This window comes from Pseudomonas sp. LBUM1669 (genome assembly GCF_059695705.1).
This window is the reverse complement of the sequence record NZ_CP166784.1, coordinates 3,368,766-3,386,712: the sequence shown is the minus strand read 5'-3', so window position 1 is coordinate 3,386,712 and position 17,947 is coordinate 3,368,766. Positions and strand designations below refer to the sequence as shown.

Genomic DNA, 17,947 nt, shown 5'->3' with positions numbered 1-17,947 from the left:
GCGTGATCTCGCGTGGTTTTCAGACACTGAGCATCAAGAACTCACGCTCCCAGGAGCTGATCACGCGCTTGAAGTTCTCGTGTTCGGCACGCTTGACCGCGACGTACCCGCGCACGAATTTGTCGCCCAGATACCGCCCGATGGTTTCGCATTCTTCCATCTGCGTCAGCGCATCTTCGATGGTGATCGGCAGGCGCAGGTTGCGGCGCTCGTAGGCTCGACCTTGCACCGCTGCACTCGGCTCGATGCGTTCAACCATGCCCAGGTAACCGCACAACAAACTGGCCGCAATCGCCAGGTACGGGTTGGCGTCGGCCCCCGGCAAGCGGTTCTCCACGCGCATCGAATCCGGCGTCGAGGTCGGCACCCGCAGGCCGACGGTGCGGTTTTCTTCGCCCCATTCGACGTTGACCGGGGCCGAGGTGTCCGGCAAGAAGCGACGGAACGAGTTGACGTTGGGCGCGAACATCGGCAGCACTTTGGGGATGTACTTTTGCAGGCCGCCGATGTGGTGCAGGAACAGTTCGCTCATCGTGCCGTCGGCATTGGCGAAGATCGGCTGACCGGTGGCAATGTCGACGACGCTCTGGTGGATGTGCATGGCGCTGCCGGGCTCGTCGCCAATCGGCTTGGCCATGAAGGTCGCGGCAACGTTGTGCTTGAGTGCCGCCTCACGCATGGTGCGCTTGAACACGGTGATCTGGTCGGCCAGGTCCAGCGCGTCGCCATGACGGAAGTTGATCTCCATCTGCGCCGGGCCGTCTTCGTGGATCAGTGTGTCGAGGTCCAGGCCTTGCAGTTCGCACCAGTCGTAGACGTCTTCGAACAGCGGGTCGAATTCGTTAGCGGCATCGATGGAAAACGACTGACGACCACTTTCCGCACGGCCCGAACGACCCAGCGGCGCCTTGAGCGGCAAGTCCGGGTCTTCGCAACGTTGGGTCAGGTAGAACTCCATTTCCGGCGCGACAATCGGCCGCCAGCCTTTGTCGGTATACAGCTGCAGCACTTTCTTCAGCACGTTGCGCGGTGACAGTTCGATCGGGTTGCCGAACTTGTCGAAGGTGTCGTGGATCACGATGGCGGTCGGCTCGATCGCCCATGGAATCACATACACCGCGTCGGCGACGGGCTTGCAGACCATGTCGATGTCGGCCGGGTCGAGCAGGTCGTAGTAGATGTCGTCATCGACAAAGTCCCCGGTTACCGTTTGCAAAAGCACACTTTCCGGCAGGCGCATGCCTCGCTCATGCAGGAACTTGTTGGTAGGTGCAATTTTGCCGCGTGCAATGCCGGTCAAGTCACTGACCACACACTCGACTTCGGTAATCTTGTGATCTTTCAGCCACGTGAGGAGCTGATCGAAAGGGGCATTCATAAAGACCTCGTTATTGGTTTTTTTAACGCCGGGGAGGATGGTTTCATCCACCACACACTTCCCCTGAGACGCGTTGACGACTATCTTGGGCGAGCCTTGCGGTTCCATCTATCCACTTTCAGCAGCACCAAAACGCACCAAACGAGTGCGTAAGGTCATTCATGTCAGCGTCCAGTCCAATACAGGTTCAAGCGTTCAACACCGACGATGTCGCCGCGCAGATCCGCGCCACGCCGGGTTGGGTCCAGCATTATCAGCAGATGTCGCCGGGGCATTTCGCCGGGCGCGTGCGCTACCTGGACCTGCAAGGCGTGGAGATTTACGAAGAGCAGATGAACACCCGGGTCGAACAGAATTTCAGCGCGCCCGAGGGTTCGCTGGCGTTCTGTTTCGACCGCAGCGACAACGCGCTGTACGTGTTGAATGGTGAAAGCCGCAACATCTGGATCACCCCGGAGAACTACCAGGAAGTCGCCGTGGTGTTCGGTCCTGAGTTCGTGCAACGTCACGGTTTGAATGTCGCGCGGCTGGAAGGCTTGTTCATGTCTCCGCTGAATTCGGGGCAGAACGCATTGTTCAGCCGCTGGTTGAGCGGCACCTTGACCCGGCTCGCCGAAACGCTCGACCCACCCAGCAAAGAAGCGCTGACCCAGCAACTGCTCGAAGACTGCCTGTACATCCTCGACAACGCCTGCGTGTGCCTCGATCGCGGCGGTCTGCAACGCCGCACCGAAGAACGTGCGGTGATGAAGCGCATTGGTGAATGGGCCGCCGATTCACCGGAAGAAACCCTCAACCTGCTGGAGCTTTCCCAAGTGGCCGGGGTTTCACTGCGTCAGTTGCAGCACGCGTTCAAGGCCTTCACCGGGATGACGCCGACCCATTGGCTGCGCCTGCGCCGCCTCAACAGCGCACACCGCGAATTGCTCGCGCGAACACCGAATGACACGACTGTTGCCGAAGTGGCGATGAATTGGTCGTTCTGGCATTTGGGACGGTTTTCCAGCAGTTATCGGGCGTTGTTCAAGGAGCTGCCGAGTGAAACGCTAAAACGCCATCACCCGTGCAGGAAGTGATTCGCGAGTTCCTCCTCGCCGACAGGGCGCAACACCTTCCTGAAAGCCCGGCTGCTCTCGTTGTTCAAGCCGTGGGCGCGGGTTTCGCCAGTTCAATACCCGCCGCACCCAATCGTTTGAGGATTTCAAACAACAGATCGCTTTTGGTCGTGCCGACGATTCTCGGGCTGCTGACGTAACCGGTGACCGTCAACGTGATGCCTTCGGGGCTCAGTTTGCTGAATCGAACGAAGGGCGCCGGTTTATCGAGGATGGTTTCGTGCTCCTGGTAAGTGTCGAACAGCAGGTTTTGCACTTGCTCGGGGTCGATGTCCAGCGGGAACATCAGCTCCAGTGTCGCCACCCCTTGGGCGCTGCCGCCGAGGGTGACGTTGCGCAGGTTCTGCGAAATCAGTTGTGAGTTGGGCACGATGACGATCGAGCGGTCACTGAGTTGTATTTCGGTGGCCCTGACGTTGATACGGCGGATGTCGCCTTCGACGCCGCTGATGCTGATCAGGTCGCCGACCTTGACCGGGCGTTCGGTCAGGAGAATCAGGCCGGAGACGAAATTCTTGACGATTTCCTGCAAACCGAAACCGATCCCCACCGACAGGGCACTGACAATCCACGCCAGGTTGGTCCACTGGATGCCAAGGGAAGACAACGTCAGCAGAATGACCAGGGCGTAGCCGATGTTGGCGAACAGTGTGCTGAGCGAGGCACACATGCCGGGGTCCATGTCGGTCTTGGGCAGGAACTCGTTATCCAGCCATCGGCGCAGTGAGCGAATCAGGTAGATGCCGATGAACAGGGCCAGCAACGCATTGAGCAAGTGGCCCGGAATGATGTTCAGTTTGCGCAGGCCGTCGCCCCCGAGAATGGCGAACGTCTGGGTGAACAATTGCCCGAGCGTGGTGCCGACGCCACCGACAAACAGTGAAATGACCGCCAGCAGCAATAACCCGGCGCGACTGACACCGGACAGAATGATCGACACTTGCTCAAGGCGTACATCACCGATTCCGAGCAATTGTTTGAGCGCCTTGCCGCTGGGGCTCTTGGATGAAAACAGGTACTCACAGCTGTCTTTGAACAATTGCATCAGCAAGTAGAAGCCCGACAGGATGATAAAACCCCAGACCAGTTGGTACGTGATGAACCGTGCCAGGGAGACGTAGCCGATCAGCAGCGCAAGCAGCGATACAATCGTCGCAATACCGGCCAACGAATAAATCAGGCCAGCGAGGGTAGTACTCGATTCGGGTGCTTCCCCGGTGGCCGCGACGGCTCTGCGGACTTTGCTGGCACGGCGGAACAACGTGCCGATAATCAGCGTGACCACCAGCGCGACCAAACCGCGACCAAAGAGAATGGCGGGCGGGCTCATGCCCGTGACGTTGGTGATTTGTGCCAGCCCCACCAGAATCAGTAGCGTGACGGCCAGTATTCTGGGGAAGGGCTGGATCGCCAGCGCCACTGGATCGGAGATGGCCGGCAGTCGCCAGGAAGGATGGCGGGTCGACAGCAGCGCCCGGCTCAGACCGGTAATCAGGATGCAAACGTAGATGACTTTTTCGAATTCATCGGCGAAGTTCTGAATCAACGGCGACAACGGTAATTGCCGGGTGAGCGCATAAAACAGCAGTTGCATTGCAATAGCAGTGGTCAGCACCGTGGCCACGACAGAGGCCAGTGCGAGCGAACTCCGACGCAAACGTCCTTCCGGCATTCGATGAATACACACCCAGGTCAGCCCCCGCTCGGCGATTCTTCGGCCCCAGGACCAAATCCCCAGGGCCAGTACGATCAATGCGGCGGCAAACAGGCGTTCGCCAGGTTGCCAGGCGGCCTTGATTGCGCTGATGGCTTGCTGGATAAAATCACTCAGCCGCTGGCGGTCCTCCTTCAGCGGATTAAATAACGGCGCCCAGAACCCCGGCCCCAGAATACTGCCGCTGCGCAGCGTGACCTCGGTTTCCAGCAGGCTGCGGCGAATGCCGGCGATTTGAATGATGAGACCGGCGGCGTTGTTTCTAAGCGCCGTCAGGGTTTTCAGATTGGAGTCGACCTTGGTCTTTTGCTCGAACAGATAGGCTCTTTGCGTCGCAATATCGGTTTTCTCGGACGCGACATCCTCTTGCGATACCGGCCCCAACACATCCAGTTGCGCTTGCAGTTGCTTCTGCTCGGGCAGCAGGGATGACTGCAGGCTATCTACATCATTGATAAACAACTGAACGGAATCTTGCAGGCCGACCATCTGGGTCAGGTTATTGGCCAGCGAAATCTGTTGTTTGATTCGGTCAAGGCGGATTTGCAGGTCTTGCAGATCACTCTGAGAGATTGCGAACGACGAAGTGCCCGATACAGCGGTTGGAGTCGCCGGCATGTCGGCGGCCGACAGCGCTCCGCTACTGGTTCCAAGCAGCGTAAGCACGACGAAAATCATTAACTTCAATGCATTACGCATAAGAGTGCTCGACTCTGTTGTTGGTCGCTCAACTTATGAGGGTAGGCCATCACGCCAAAACGATCGAAAAAAATCCGGTTCATCGTCCGGATCCGGCAATACTGCGCTGGGAGTGGATGCCGCGTGATCTACACTCTTGGTTGCTCAACAAGGCCCCGGGGAAGTCAACATGAACAAGCTTTCGTCTATTGGCCTGTGTGTTCTATTGTCGGTTTCATGCACCCAGGCCTGGGCTGAAACAGTCGTGCCGATGCACGGACAGACCTCGCAACAAATCCAACTCGATATTGACGACTGCCATGACGTAGCGCTCAGCCAGGGCTCTGCACCGGTGCCTGCTGCAGGTACAACCGTGGCGGAACAGCCCGGGCGTCAGCATGACGAGTTTTATGAGGGGGGCGATGACGCCGCGAAGCTGGCGTATACAAACTGCTTGCAAGGGAAGGGTTATCAGGTGAACCCTTAAAGGGGGGGCGCGCCTGCACCGGTCTGATGAATTGCATCCACAGAGAGCAGGTGTTGGTTGAACTACACTTCATGTTGCTGAATCAAGCCCGGAATCAGTCATCAGCGTTTTACCCACGCGGTGTTCTTGCAGAGTGACGGGCTGAGCCTGGAGGTGGTTATGAGCAAGGTATCGCCCATCTGCTTGAGCATCGCATTGGCGGTTACATGCACCCAGGGTTGGGCTGCATCGGTCGTTCCGATGAAAGGGCAGAGTTCGCAACAGACCCAGTTGGACATCAATGAATGCAACAGCATCGCGGCCAGCCAGGCCGCGTCGACGGCGCCGCCTCCCTCCGGAGGGCGCCTGAAAGGTGCTGCCGTGGGGGCCGCCGCCGGAGCGGCCGGGGCCCAGGTGCGTGGTAATCAGCATGACGAGGTTTATGATCGCGTCGATGACGACGTGAAGCAGGACTATCGGCAGAATCGCGCCAAGGAGACGGCCGCCGCCGGCGCGGTGGTCGGCGGTTCGCGTCAGCGTCAGGAGCGCCGGGCGCAGCAGAAAACCAGCGCCGCGAACACCTCGACGGCGTACACCAGTTGCCTGCAAGGCAAGGGCTATCAGGTCAATCCCTGAGCTTTTTGCGGCCGTTGCTCGAGCAGATACACCATCAGGCAGGCATACAACGTCACGGCGAGGAACAAGCCCATGCGCACCGCAAACGCGGTGTATACGTCCTTGCCGGCGATGCTGTCCTGAACCGACTGGCCCAACAGGATAATCAGCGTGATCAGGGTGTTGAGCCAGAACCCCGGGCTGAACCGGGTCGGGCTCAGGGCATAGAGTTTGCGCGCCAGTACCAGGCCGAACAGCAGCATCCACAGATAGAACATCCACAGGTGCACAAACAGGCTGAGGGCGCTCCAGAACAGGATCGCCAGCAGGCCTGCGAGCAAGGTCGACCCGACGAGTTCACGGCCGGCGTTGTGGGCGTTGGTCGTAGAGCTTTGCTGACCCAGGCTGACAGCCTTGAGGATGATCGGCAGGTAACCGGCCGGGTCAATCAATGCCAGCAGGAACGTCGGCAACACGATCAGGGTTGCCCGTAGCGCCACCCGACTGACTTCTTCGGCGGGCAGGGTGGGGGCGGGTGGCGGCAAAGGGGCATTTGGCGGATCCGGGAATAACCCGTGACTGAGCGCCACGACCACAACGGCGAGCAGCAAGCCCTTGACCAGGGCACCGATGACCATCGCCGCCAGATCGAATTCGGCGACGCCGGCCGAGGAAATCATCGTCAGGCCAATCACCAGAAAGGTCACGATCAGGGCATTGCCGCCGCGCAGACCAAAGCGGAACACCAGGAACAGACTCAAGCCGACCAGCAGCACGCCGCTGACGGGGTAATAACGCAGGATCGGAATCAACAACAGGCCAAGGCCCGTGGTCAACATCGCGGCCAGTGCGAGCACCACCCCCGCCTTGAGCGGCAACGGGCGATTGAGCGAGGCCAGCAGGATCAGGCACAGCACAGGCGCGATAAAGGGAATCGGCAAGCCCAGGCCGAAGCTCGTGGCAAGGCACAGCGCCGTGCCAGTGGCGAGACGCAATGCGCGCTGTTCCCGGGGCGTGCGTTTAGTAGGCATAGCTCAGCCAGCTCATGAAACCCACAAACAGCCGGCCCAACGGGTTCAGTGGGTTGCCTTGAGTAGGGAAAGCCATGACTTCGGCCTGCCCGCCGGCACGGATGGCGCGGCTGTCACGCAAGATTTTTCGGGCGTCTTCGGAGAGCTCGATAATCACCGGAAAACGCTGGGCCGGTCGCAGCCAGTCACGGCTGTTCTGCACACTGGGCAAGGTGCCAGGCGCGGGTGTCTGTCCGACACTGACCCCATAACCGACACTGCGCACGCGTCCGTCAAACACTTCGCCCGGGAATGCATCCAGGACGATCGCCACGGGCGTATCGACTTTCACCAGACCGAGGTTGTTTTCAGTCATGTCCGCGCTGATCCAGACATCGTGGATGGCAATCAGGGTCATGACCGCACCACCGGCCGCGGCGAACTGTCCGGCGTCGGTGCGCAGGTCGGTGACCAGACCCGCCGAACGGGCGCGAATCTGCGTATTGGACAGATCCAGCTCGGCTTTCGACAGCGCCGTGGCGGCGCTACGCAGCAGGGCGTTATCTTCCTCGCTGCCGCCTTCTTGCTCGCGCGCTCGTTGCACTTCGGCGCGGGCGGCAGCGACCTGGCTGACCGCCTGTTCACGATTGGCGCGAGACACTTCGAGCAAACGCACGGAAATGGTTCCGGGGTCTTCGCGGTACAAACCTTCCAAGCGTTGATTGTCCTGTTTCGCCTTGAGTTCGTTGGCCTGGGCAGCGCGCAAGTTGGCTTGCGCCGAGGCGATGCCGGCAGTGCTGGCGCCGATCTGCCGACGGGTCGATTCAAGGTCTGCGCGGGCGCGGTCGACGGCGATCTGGTACGGCTGCGGGTCGACCTCGAACAGCACGTCGCCGGCCTTGACGTCCTGGTTGTTGCGCACGTTGACGCGGATGACCCGTCCGGCAACTTCCGAGGCGACCGGAATGACAAAAGCACCCACCCGGGCTTGTTGCGTATAGGGCGTGAAACGGTCGGCCGCCAGGTACCACGCCAGGCTCAGGAGGATCAGGAGCAGCACCCATTTGATACCTTTTTTCGCTGGGTCGGCGGCAGGCTCAGGTGGTTTGGGGGAGGGCGCCTCGGGGACAGGCTGCGCGGCTTCACTCATGGCTGTTTACCTTGTGGGGCAGAGGGGCGGCGGGCTCGCTCAGCAGGTCGCCCCAGTCGGTGCGTTTTTCCATCTGCTGGCGGGTGGCTTCATCGACTTTGGGCTGGGCGCTGTACCAACCGCCACCGAGGGATTTGTAAAGGGCAATCAGATTGCTCACGGCGTTACTGCGGGCGACCAGGTAGTTGTCCTGTTGGTCGAGCAATGCGCGCTGGGCATCGAGCACGCGCTGAAAGTCCGAGTACCCTTCGCGGTACTGCGCGCTGGCCAGCACCAGCGAGCGTTTGGCCGCCACTTCAGCCTCGCTCAGGATGCGTTCGCGCTCCAGCGATTTGATCAAGCCAGTGGCGGCATCATCCGCCTCGCGCGCTGCTTGGCGGACTTTGTCACGGTAGGTCTCGATCAGTTGCTGCAACCGCGCATCCTGAACGCGCACGTTGTTGCTGATCTGACCATGGTCGAACACGTTCCAACGCAGGCTGGGGCCACCGATAAGGTCCAGGCTTCTGGACGTACCGTTGAGCGTGTCGGCCGACCAGACGATGCTGCCGAGCAAGGTCAGCGACGGATAGAAATCACTTTCGGCCACGCCGATCAATGCGGACTGGGCGGCGACATTCAGCTCGGCGGCGCGCACATCGGGCCGACGCAGCAGCAGATTGGCCGGTACATCCTGGAGTACGGCGCGATCGACCAGCGGGATCAAACCTTCGTTTTCCACTCGCTGCGGTAACGCGCCGGGCGGTTGCCCGATCAGCACGGCCAGGGCATTGCGCGTTCGTTGCAGCTGGTCTTCGAGGCTGGGGATAGTGCTCAGGGTGCCGAGGTATTGGGTTTTGGCCTGTTGGAGGTCGAGTTCCGCTTGCTGGCCGCTGTTGAACAGCTTTTCGGTGATCTCGAAATTACGCTTTTGCTGCTTGGCGTTCTCCTGGGCGACGCGTAACCGCGCCTCGGTGGTGCGCAACGAAAAGTAGGTGTCCGCGACCTGGGCGCGCAGCAATACCAGCACGTCTTCATAGTTGGCCTGGGCCGCAAAATAACTGGCGTCGGACGATTCGATGGCTCGGCTGAAACGTCCCCAGAAGTCCAGCTCCCAGCCAATGTCGAACCCGGCGCTGTATTGCCAGAAATGGCTGTCCTGGGGATTGGTACCACCCGATTGCCGGCGATTGAAGTACAAGCTGTCGGCGCTGGCCTGCTGCAGTTGCGGGTACAAACCGCTTTGCGCAATGCCCAACTGGGCACGGGCTTCCATCACGCGCAGGCCGGCGATTTTCAGGCTGGAATTATGAGCATCCGACTCGGCGATCAGCTGATTGAGCAGCGGATCGTTGAAGACCTGCCACCATTGGCGGATATCCGGATTCGTTCCGCGTTGACTGGCGTGTTCTAAGGCCGCGGTGTTCCAGTGTTCGACCCACGTTTCGCCCGGCGGCTGAAAGTCCGGGCCCAGCCGCACGCAGCCACTCAGGCCAAGTACGCCGAGCAAGAGGAGGTGGGCTGGCAGTCTCGGCAAGGAACGGCCTCGATGCATCGCATATCGTCCAACCAGGAAAGGTCACTGGAGCATAGCCGTCCAAATGAACAACCGGCTGCTAAGCTTCTCAAGCACCCTAAAATCTTCTGCGATCACTTATAAGGCAGGACACTCATGAGTAGCCCCCAAGGTCATGCTGAACCCCTTTCCGCTGGTTGGCGCTTCAAAGTGGGCATCGCCATTATCTGCGTCATGCTGGGTTCGTGGCTGATGGTGCCGATCGCCGCGGCACTCGACATCCCAGGCTCAAGAATCGCCGCGCTGACCGGCGTGTTATTCATCAGCAATAAAGTCCTGCTGATTCTCGTCATCGCGGTCATGGGCAAGGCCGGGTTCCAGCAGTTGAAAAGTAAGTTGTTCGGTTACGTGTCCGGGCTTGCGCCGTCTGTAGATGCCGAAGTGGGTCCGATTCGTCATCGAATCGGTATCGTGATGTTTTGTCTGCCGCTGATCTCGGCTTTTCTTGAACCCTACGTCGACACGTTTTGGCCGGGGTTCAGACCGAACTTGTGGCAGCTTCAATTGCTGGGCGATGCCATGCTGGTCGGCAGCTTTTTTGTGCTGGGGGGCAATTTCTGGGAGAAGGTGCGGGCGTTGTTTATCCGCACTGCAAAGGTCGTGAATCCCGGGACGGTGTAAAGCTTGCCTGCTAGCGCGAAATGATCCCGTGATCGATCGCGTATTTGACCAGGGCCGCGGGTTTGTCGATGTTCAGTTTGCGGCGGATGCTCAGGCGATGGGTTTCCACCGTGCGCACACTGATGTCGAGCTCGCGGGCCATTTCCTTGTTGTTCAAGCCCTGAGCCATTTTGTACAACACCTGGCTCTCGCGGGGTGTCAGCTCGTTGTCGGTGCTTTTGTCGGCAATCAGCCGCTGGGCGATTTCGGCGCTGTAGAACGTGCCGCCACTGGCGATGGCTTCGATGGCCGCAATGATTTCCCGCGACGGTGAGTTCTTCAGCACATAGCCGCTGGCGCCGGCGCGAACAGATTCACTGACGTATTCATAATTGTCGTACATGCTCAGCATCAGCACCTTCAGCGACGGGTACTGGCTGCGCAGCACGCGAGTCAGCTCAAGACCGTTCATGTCGCGCAGGCTGATGTCGACCAGCAACAAGTCTGGCTGGCAGCGCCCGACCATCTCGATCGCCTGCGCGCCACTCTCGGCTTCGCCCACCACTTCCAGGGGCGCCATGACCGCGAGCAGCGCTTTGATCCCGTCGCGGACCAGGGAGTGATCGTCGACCAGGGCGACGCGGATCGGGTAGGGCAGGTTCATCGCGGGTATTCACTCTTGTTGTATTGGGGTGGGTCAGCGTTTTGCGCCGGGTATTTTCATCGGCAGCAGCACGTCCAGCTCACTTCTTCCGGGCACCGATATCAGGTCGAAACGTCCGCCAAAATGTTCGACACGCTCACGGATATTACGCAGGCCGATGCCCGCGTGGCGACGTTCGACCTGGGCGACGTTGAAGCCGACACCGTCGTCGACCACCGTCAGCCGCACGGACTCTTGTGACCCATGCAGGGTAATCGAAACGTTTTTAGCTTGTGCGTGGCGTTCGATGTTGGTCAGGCCTTCTTGCACAATCCGGAACAGCGAGACCGCTGCGCCGTCGACCAGGTCACAGTCGAATTCATTGTCGTCATAAGTCACGGTGAGACCGCTGCGCTGCTCGAATTCCGCGGCGAGCTGGCCGATCGCCGCCGGCAGGCCCAGGGTGTCGAGCAACGATGAGCGCAGGTCGTGGGAGAGGCTGCGAACCTCGCCAATCGCGTCGCCGAGGCGCGCCGTGGCGTCTTTTAGTGTGTTTAAACCCTTGTCTTGTCCCTGGCCATTCTCCAGCAGCAGACTGGCCAGTTCGAACTGAAACTTGATGGAGACGAGCACCTGACTGATGCCGTCGTGCAGCTCCCGGGAAACCCGTGAGCGCTCTTCTTCCTGGAGGCTGACGATCCGCTGGGTCAGGCGCTGGAGCTTTTTGTCCGCCAGGCGATGCTCGCTGACGTTGAGCGTCATGCCGCTGGCGAAGACAAACAGCACGGCCACGAGGGCCACTGCGGCAATTGCCAGCATGGTCTTGCGGATGCCTTGGGCCACCTCGTCACGCGCCTGCTGGGTGGCGCGCTCAACGTCTTCAAGGTAGATGCCGGTGCCGAGCATCCAGCCCCAACGGTCCAGCATCACCACGTAAGCGAGCTTGTCGGTCACCTGGCCAGAGGAGGGCTTGTTCCAGGCGTAACGCTGGAAACCTTCACCGGATTGCGCACTTTTGAGCAGTGCCTGAATCACCGGCAAACCGTGGGGATCCTTCATGTCCCACAGGTATTTGCCCACCAGTTCCGACTGGCGCGCGTGCATCAGGCTGCGACCCTCGCGGTCGTAGACGAAGAAGTAGCCATTGATGCCAAAGCTGAGCTTGCGCAGTTCTTCCAGCACTTGTTGCTGGGCGTGCTCGTCACCGTGGCCGTCGTCGTACAGCGGTGCGATCAGGCTCTGCGCCATTTCCACGTAGTTTTTAAGCTCGGCGCGTTTGCTCGCCAGAATGCTGTCTTCGATCAGCTGCGCCTGTTGATCGCCGAGTTGGCGATTCAGGGAAATCACCAACGCGCAGATCACAGCGATCGCCAACACCAGCGGCAGAATCCCGAGCGCGACGATTTTGTGTTTGAGCTGCATCTTGGCTCCTGACCGGACCGAGGGATGGCGATGGCCCGGCATCATATGCCAAAGATACGCGGCTCCAGTAGCGGCGCTGGACGGAATGACCTGTGGCTGTGACGTCTGTCAGCTGAAATGCAAAACCCTGTGGGAGCGGGCTTGCTCGCGAAGGCGGTGTGCCTGCCAACATTGATGTTGGATGTGATGGCCTCTTCGCGAGCAAGCCCGCTCCCACAGGGGCTGGTGATTTAATTGACGGATCAGTACATCTACGTAGAACTACGTAGATGGCATGTACGTAGTAACGCGGATTTATTTGTAGACGGCATGCGGGGATATTGGGCCAGCTCCGCACCGCGGACACAATTATAAAAATTACCGCCGCAGTCACTGGCTGTCGGCAGGAGACACGCTATGCCCCGTCTGGCTAAACACCTCGCCTGGTTTGCCGTGGCTGTCCTGGGAGCGTTTGCGCTAAGTGTCGTGGCCCTGCGCCGCGGCGAAGCGATCAACGCCCTTTGGATCGTAGTCGCAGCAGTCGCTATCTACCTCGTCGCATACCGCTACTACAGCCTGTTCATCGCCACCAAGGTGATGCAACTCGACCCCAATCGTGCCACGCCCGCCGTCATCAACAATGATGGCCTGGACTACGTGCCGACCAACAAACACGTACTTTTCGGACACCACTTTGCCGCCATCGCCGGCGCAGGGCCGCTGGTCGGTCCGGTTCTGGCGGCGCAGATGGGCTATCTGCCCGGTACGCTCTGGCTGATTGCCGGTGTAGTGCTGGCCGGTGCGGTTCAGGATTTCATGGTCCTGTTCATGTCCACCCGCCGCAACGGCCGTTCCCTGGGTGATATGGTCCGTGAAGAAATGGGCCGCATCCCCGGTACCATTGCGCTGTTTGGCTGCTTCCTGATCATGATCATCATCCTTGCGGTGCTGGCATTGATCGTCGTGAAAGCCCTGGCCGAGAGCCCGTGGGGGATTTTCACGGTGATGGCGACCATCCCGATCGCGATGTTCATGGGCATTTACATGCGCTACATCCGCCCGGGTCGCATTGGCGAAATCTCCATCGTCGGTGTGCTGTTGCTGCTGGGTTCGATCTGGCTCGGTGGGCTGATTGCCGCTGACCCGGTCTGGGCCAAAGCGTTTACCTTCACTGGCATTCAGATCACCTGGATGTTGATCGGCTATGGTTTTGTCGCTGCGGTATTGCCGGTTTGGCTGATTCTGGCCCCGCGTGATTACCTGTCGACCTTCCTCAAGATCGGCACCATCGTGGCGCTGGCGATCGGCATCCTGATCACCATGCCCGACTTGAAAATGCCGGCACTGACTCAGTTTATCGACGGCACCGGGCCGGTATGGAAAGGCGGGTTGTTCCCGTTCCTGTTCATCACCATTGCCTGTGGCGCGGTCTCGGGTTTCCATGCGCTGATTGCTTCGGGCACCACGCCCAAACTGTTGGCCAGCGAAGGCCATGCGCGTTACATCGGTTACGGCGGCATGCTGATGGAATCCTTCGTCGCCATCATGGCGATGGTGGCGGCTTCGGTGATCGAACCGGGCGTGTACTTCGCCATGAACAGCCCGGCGGCGCTGGTTGGTTCTGATGCTGTTTCGGTGGCTCAGACCGTCAGCAGCTGGGGCTTTGCGATTACCCCGGAAGCGCTGCAAGCGGTGGCCAAGGACATCGGTGAAACCACCATTCTGGCCCGTGCCGGTGGTGCACCAACGTTGGCGGTCGGTATCGCGCAGATCCTGCACCACGTGCTGCCAGGTGAAAACACCATGGCGTTCTGGTACCACTTCGCGATCCTGTTTGAAGCGTTGTTCATCTTGACGGCCGTCGATGCGGGCACCCGTGCCGGACGGTTCATGCTGCAGGATTTGCTCGGCTCGTTCGTACCATCGCTTAAACGCACTGAATCCTGGACCGCCAACCTGATCGCAACGGCCGGTTGCGTGGCGATGTGGGGTTATCTGCTGTACCAGGGCGTGATCGACCCACTGGGCGGCATCAACACCTTGTGGCCGCTGTTCGGTATCTCCAACCAGATGTTGGCGGGTATTGCGCTGATGTTGGCGACCGTCGTGCTGATCAAAATGAAACGTCAGCGCTACGTCTGGGTGACCATGTTGCCAGCCGTGTGGCTGCTGATCTGCACCACCACCGCAGGCTTCATCAAGCTGTTCGATGCCAACCCGGCGATCGGTTTCCTGGCCTTGGCCAAGAAATACAGCGACGCCTTGGCCAACGGCCAGATCCTCGCCCCGGCGAAGAGCATCGACCAGATGCACCACGTGATCTACAACGCCTACACCAACGCAACGCTGACGGCGCTGTTCCTGCTGGTGGTCTTCAGCATCCTGTTCTTTGCGCTCAAGGTCGGCATTGCCGCCTGGGGCAGCAAGGAACGCACGGATAAAGAAGCACCGTACCAGGCACTGCCGCAAGCGTGAGGGAGGAGGGCGCCAAATGTTCAATGACCTGAGTCGCCTCGGTAAATACCTCGGTCAGGCTGCGCGTCTGATGGTGGGCATGCCGGACTACGACACCTACGTCGAACATATGCAGGGCAAACACCCTGACAAGCCGGTGATGAGCTACGAAGTGTTCTTTCGGGAACGCCAGGAAGCGCGTTATGGGAGTAAGGCCGGGCCGAAGTGTTGTTGAACAATGACACTTAGGTAACTGGTCGCTCTCATGGAGCCCGGATGACCAGCGATAGCGATCTCAAGATCGTAATCGCTGGTCATCCGGGCTTTTTTCTTTGCCTTTGCCGTCGTCGCACTACCTGATTGCTCCCCGGCGAGGCATTCGCATTCGCCAGCGGCTATGCTTTTTTTTCAGCCATTCAGCGCGCAGTTGCCGTGCCTTCAATTCATCGGGCTGCCCAACAAGGGGGCCACCAAGTTATGAGCGACTCCAATGTTTCGCCCCCAGTCCCGGAGCCGGGACGTATTGCATCGCGGGTGAAGGCGGGCGATCAGACCGGTTGGGGTCGTTGGATGCCGGGACTGCAGACACTGCGCGGATACCCGATTGCAGGATTGCGCCACGACATCATGGCCGGGCTGGTGCTGACCACGATGCTGGTGCCGGTCGGCATCGCCTATGCGCAAGCTTCAGGCCTGCCCGGCATTTATGGTCTTTACGCGACCATCGTCCCGTTACTCGCTTATGCGTTGTTCGGGCCTAGTCGGATTCTCGTATTGGGCCCGGACTCCTCATTGGTTGCGGTCATCCTCGCCGTCGTCCTGCCACTCTCCGGCGGCGATCCGCAGCGCGCAGTCGCCCTGGCGGGCATGATGGCCATCGTGTCAGGGACGGTCTGCGTCCTGGCGGGGATCGCGCGTCTTGGTTTTGTCACCGAGTTGCTGTCCAAACCGATCCGCTACGGGTACATGAACGGGATAGCCCTGACCGTACTGATCAGCCAACTGCCGAAACTCTTCGGATTTTCGATCGAAGCGGACGGACCGCTGAGAAACCTGTGGGCCATCGCCACGGCGGTCATGGAGGGCAAGACCAACTGGACCGTGTTCACGGTCGGCCTGTCCACCCTGGCAGTCATCTTGCTGCTCAAGGGCCAGAAACGCGTGCCGGGCATTCTGATTGCCGTGGTCGGGGCGACCGTCGCCGTCGGTGTGCTGGACCTCGCCGAGCGGGCAAATGTGTCGATCCTCGGTTCCCTCCCGCAGGGCTTGCCTTCTTTTGCCATCCCCTGGATCACGACCGCCGATATCGTCCCCGTGCTGATCGGTGGCTGCGCCGTGGCCCTCATCTCGTTCGCCGACACCAGCGTGCTTTCCCGTGTCTATGCCGCGAGGACTCGCACCTATGTCGACCCGAACCAGGAAATGGTCGGGCTTGGCATCGCCAACCTGGCCGCCGGGTTCTTTCAGGGGTTTCCCGTGTCCAGCAGTTCGTCGCGCACTCCTGTGGCCGAGGCCGCCGGTGCCAGAACCCAGCTGACCGGCGTGGTCGGCGCGCTGTGTGTCGCCTTGCTGCTGATGGTGGCGCCGAACTTGCTGCAGCATTTACCCACCAGTGCACTGGCGGCTGTCGTCATTGCATCGGCCATCGGCTTGATCGAGGTCAGCGACTTGCGGCGAATTTATCGCATGCAACGCTGGGAGTTCTGGCTGTCGATCGCCTGTACGGTGGGTGTGGCCGTGTTCGGAGCAATTGAGGGCATTGGCCTAGCAATCGTGATTGCCGTCATCGAATTCCTGTGGGATGGCTGGCGTCCGTATTCCGCCGTGCTCGGTCGCGTGGACGGTCTCAAGGGCTACCATGATATCCAGCGCTATCCCGAGGCGCGGCTTATCCCCGGCTTGGTCCTGTTTCGCTGGGATGCGCCGCTGTTTTTCGCCAATGCCGAACAGTTCCAGGACCGAGTGCTGAATGCCTTAGCTGCATCGCCGACGCCCGTGCGTTGGCTGGTCGTGACGGCGGAACCGGTGACCAGCGTGGACGTGACTTCTGCTGACATGCTGGTTGAACTGACCGAAACGTTGCATGCCGCTGGCATCGAGTTGTGTATTGCCGAAATGAAAGACCCGGTCAAGGACAAGCTCAAGCGGTTCGGACTCTTCGCGCAGCTGGGCGAACAGGCGTTTTTTCCAACAATAGGGGCCGCCGTCGACAGTTATCTGCTGACCCACCAGTTGGATCGGCAAGAAGAGGCTCGATGAAGGTAGACAGTTGCGCCATGGACTAGACTGGCGCGGTTGGTTCACGGTGATAAACGTAATAGGCACGCGTGAGGTCTGGGTCATGGCAAAGGACAAGAAACGCACCAAAAAAAGCGACGACAGGGTGAAGTTGTCAAACAAGGACTACCTGAGTGAACTACGCCGATTGCACGTCGAAGTAGTGAAGTTGCAGGAATGGGTGCAGCAAAAGGGCATCAAGATCTGCATTGTCTTCGAAGGCCGCGACGGGGCGGGCAAGGGCGGAACAATCAAGGCGCTGACCGAACGGGTGAGCCCACGTATCTTTCGCGTTGTGGCGTTACCTGCGCCGACCGATCGAGAAAAAAGCCAGATGTACATACAGCGCTACCTGCCACATCTGCCAGCGGCTGGCGAAGTGGTGATCTTCGATCGCAGTTGGTACAACCGAGCGGGGGTCGAACGCGTGATGGGGTTTTGCACCCAGGAGCAGGCGGTCAGTTTCCTGAAAGCTGTCCCCTTGGTCGAGCGCGCAATCGTCGACTCGGGCGTCATGTTGTTCAAGTATTGGCTGGAGGTCAGCCCGCAGGAGCAGACCCGTCGGCTTGAAGCGCGCATCAAGGACGGTCGCAAAATCTGGAAGCTCACGTCAATGGATCTGAAGTCGTACGGCCGCTGGTATGACTACTCGCGAGCACGTGATGACATGTTCAAGGCGACGGATACCGAACATGCCCCATGGCTGGTGGCCAACTCGAACGATAAGCGACGGGCCCGCCTGAACATCATCACCGATTTGCTCAGCCGCATTCCTTATGAAGAGGTGCCGCGAGAGAAAGTGAAGTTGCCCAAGCGTCAGCGGCCAGGCGGTTATCACGAGCCGGATTACCCGCTCAGACGGATTCCCGAAAAGTTCTGAGCGCGTCGCCT

At 59.8% G+C, this 17,947-nt stretch carries 15 protein-coding genes; 8 read left to right on the top strand and 7 right to left on the bottom strand.

Annotated features, from left to right (window positions below; translation table 11 throughout):
- Positions 1 to 19: 19 nt before the first annotated feature.
- Positions 20 to 1,378 (bottom strand): glutamine synthetase family protein, encoded by a 1,359-nt coding sequence (locus ACA051_RS15780; RefSeq protein WP_219097407.1) that lies wholly within the window; start codon positions 1,376 to 1,378, stop codon positions 20 to 22.
- Positions 1,379 to 1,539: 161 nt separating this feature from the next.
- On the opposite strand from ACA051_RS15780, the gene ACA051_RS15775 reads away from it, so the two are divergent.
- The gene (locus tag ACA051_RS15775) at positions 1,540 to 2,454 is read left to right on the top strand and encodes a helix-turn-helix domain-containing protein (RefSeq protein ID WP_497302966.1); all 915 of its coding nucleotides are present in this window, start codon (positions 1,540 to 1,542) and stop codon (positions 2,452 to 2,454) included.
- 64 nt (positions 2,455 to 2,518) lie between these two features.
- On the opposite strand, the gene ACA051_RS15770 is transcribed toward ACA051_RS15775, so the two are convergent.
- Positions 2,519 to 4,906, bottom strand: a complete 2,388-nt coding sequence (locus tag ACA051_RS15770) for a DUF3772 domain-containing protein (protein WP_497302964.1) — start codon at positions 4,904 to 4,906, stop codon at positions 2,519 to 2,521.
- Between the two features lie 169 nt (positions 4,907 to 5,075).
- On the opposite strand from ACA051_RS15770, the gene ACA051_RS15765 reads away from it, so the two are divergent.
- Both ACA051_RS15765 and ACA051_RS15760 read left to right on the top strand, forming a co-directional pair.
- Positions 5,076 to 5,372 carry a hypothetical protein gene (locus ACA051_RS15765; protein ID WP_497302963.1) on the top strand — a complete coding sequence of 99 codons (297 nt, stop codon included), beginning with the start codon at positions 5,076 to 5,078 and terminating at the stop codon, positions 5,370 to 5,372.
- A 159-nt stretch (positions 5,373 to 5,531) separates the two neighbouring features.
- The gene (locus ACA051_RS15760; RefSeq protein WP_497302961.1) at positions 5,532 to 5,987 is read left to right on the top strand and encodes a hypothetical protein; all 456 of its coding nucleotides are present in this window, start codon (positions 5,532 to 5,534) and stop codon (positions 5,985 to 5,987) included.
- Here the strand turns inward: ACA051_RS15760 and ACA051_RS15755 are convergent.
- From ACA051_RS15755 to ACA051_RS15745, 3 genes are read right to left on the bottom strand one after another with little or no spacing between them, the layout of a single operon-like run.
- On the bottom strand, positions 5,972 to 6,997 hold the full coding sequence (locus tag ACA051_RS15755; protein ID WP_497302959.1) for a DUF2955 domain-containing protein: 1,026 nt from the start codon (positions 6,995 to 6,997) through the stop codon (positions 5,972 to 5,974). The two genes, ACA051_RS15760 and ACA051_RS15755, sit on opposite strands and share 16 nt — an antisense overlap.
- On the bottom strand, positions 6,987 to 8,126 hold the full coding sequence (locus ACA051_RS15750; protein WP_497302958.1) for an HlyD family secretion protein: 1,140 nt from the start codon (positions 8,124 to 8,126) through the stop codon (positions 6,987 to 6,989). The genes ACA051_RS15755 and ACA051_RS15750 overlap by 11 nt, the downstream gene beginning before the upstream one ends.
- Positions 8,119 to 9,660, bottom strand: coding sequence for an efflux transporter outer membrane subunit (locus tag ACA051_RS15745; RefSeq protein WP_497302956.1), 1,542 nt, complete (start codon positions 9,658 to 9,660; stop codon positions 8,119 to 8,121). The genes ACA051_RS15750 and ACA051_RS15745 overlap by 8 nt, the downstream gene beginning before the upstream one ends.
- A 117-nt stretch (positions 9,661 to 9,777) precedes the next feature.
- Between ACA051_RS15745 and ACA051_RS15740 the strand changes: the two genes are divergently transcribed.
- Complete coding sequence (locus ACA051_RS15740; RefSeq protein ID WP_497370763.1) at positions 9,778 to 10,302, top strand: transporter suffix domain-containing protein; 525 nt, start codon at positions 9,778 to 9,780, stop codon at positions 10,300 to 10,302.
- A gap of 10 nt (positions 10,303 to 10,312) precedes the next feature.
- Here ACA051_RS15740 and ACA051_RS15735 read toward each other — a convergent pair whose 3' ends face one another.
- Together ACA051_RS15735 and ACA051_RS15730 are read right to left on the bottom strand one after the other, a co-directional pair.
- Positions 10,313 to 10,945 carry a response regulator gene (locus tag ACA051_RS15735; RefSeq protein ID WP_497302954.1) on the bottom strand — a complete coding sequence of 211 codons (633 nt, stop codon included), beginning with the start codon at positions 10,943 to 10,945 and terminating at the stop codon, positions 10,313 to 10,315.
- Positions 10,946 to 10,978: 33 nt separating this feature from the next.
- Positions 10,979 to 12,346 carry a cache domain-containing protein gene (locus ACA051_RS15730; protein ID WP_497370761.1) on the bottom strand — a complete coding sequence of 456 codons (1,368 nt, stop codon included), beginning with the start codon at positions 12,344 to 12,346 and terminating at the stop codon, positions 10,979 to 10,981.
- A 396-nt stretch (positions 12,347 to 12,742) separates the two neighbouring features.
- Here ACA051_RS15730 and ACA051_RS15725 point away from each other — a divergent pair, with 396 nt between their 5' ends.
- The 4 genes from ACA051_RS15725 (at position 12,743) to ppk2 (ending at position 17,936) form a co-directional block, all read left to right on the top strand.
- On the top strand, positions 12,743 to 14,800 hold the full coding sequence (locus tag ACA051_RS15725; protein ID WP_497302951.1) for a carbon starvation CstA family protein: 2,058 nt from the start codon (positions 12,743 to 12,745) through the stop codon (positions 14,798 to 14,800).
- A 16-nt stretch (positions 14,801 to 14,816) separates the two neighbouring features.
- Positions 14,817 to 15,014 carry a YbdD/YjiX family protein gene (locus tag ACA051_RS15720; protein WP_010460111.1) on the top strand — a complete coding sequence of 66 codons (198 nt, stop codon included), beginning with the start codon at positions 14,817 to 14,819 and terminating at the stop codon, positions 15,012 to 15,014.
- Positions 15,015 to 15,256: 242 nt separating this feature from the next.
- Positions 15,257 to 17,038: a SulP family inorganic anion transporter gene (locus ACA051_RS15715; protein WP_497302949.1), complete on the top strand. Its 1,782-nt coding sequence runs from the start codon at positions 15,257 to 15,259 to the stop codon at positions 17,036 to 17,038.
- An 82-nt stretch (positions 17,039 to 17,120) separates the two neighbouring features.
- Positions 17,121 to 17,936: a polyphosphate kinase 2 gene (gene ppk2 / locus ACA051_RS15710; protein WP_497302948.1), complete on the top strand. Its 816-nt coding sequence runs from the start codon at positions 17,121 to 17,123 to the stop codon at positions 17,934 to 17,936.
- Positions 17,937 to 17,947 lie beyond the last annotated feature (11 nt).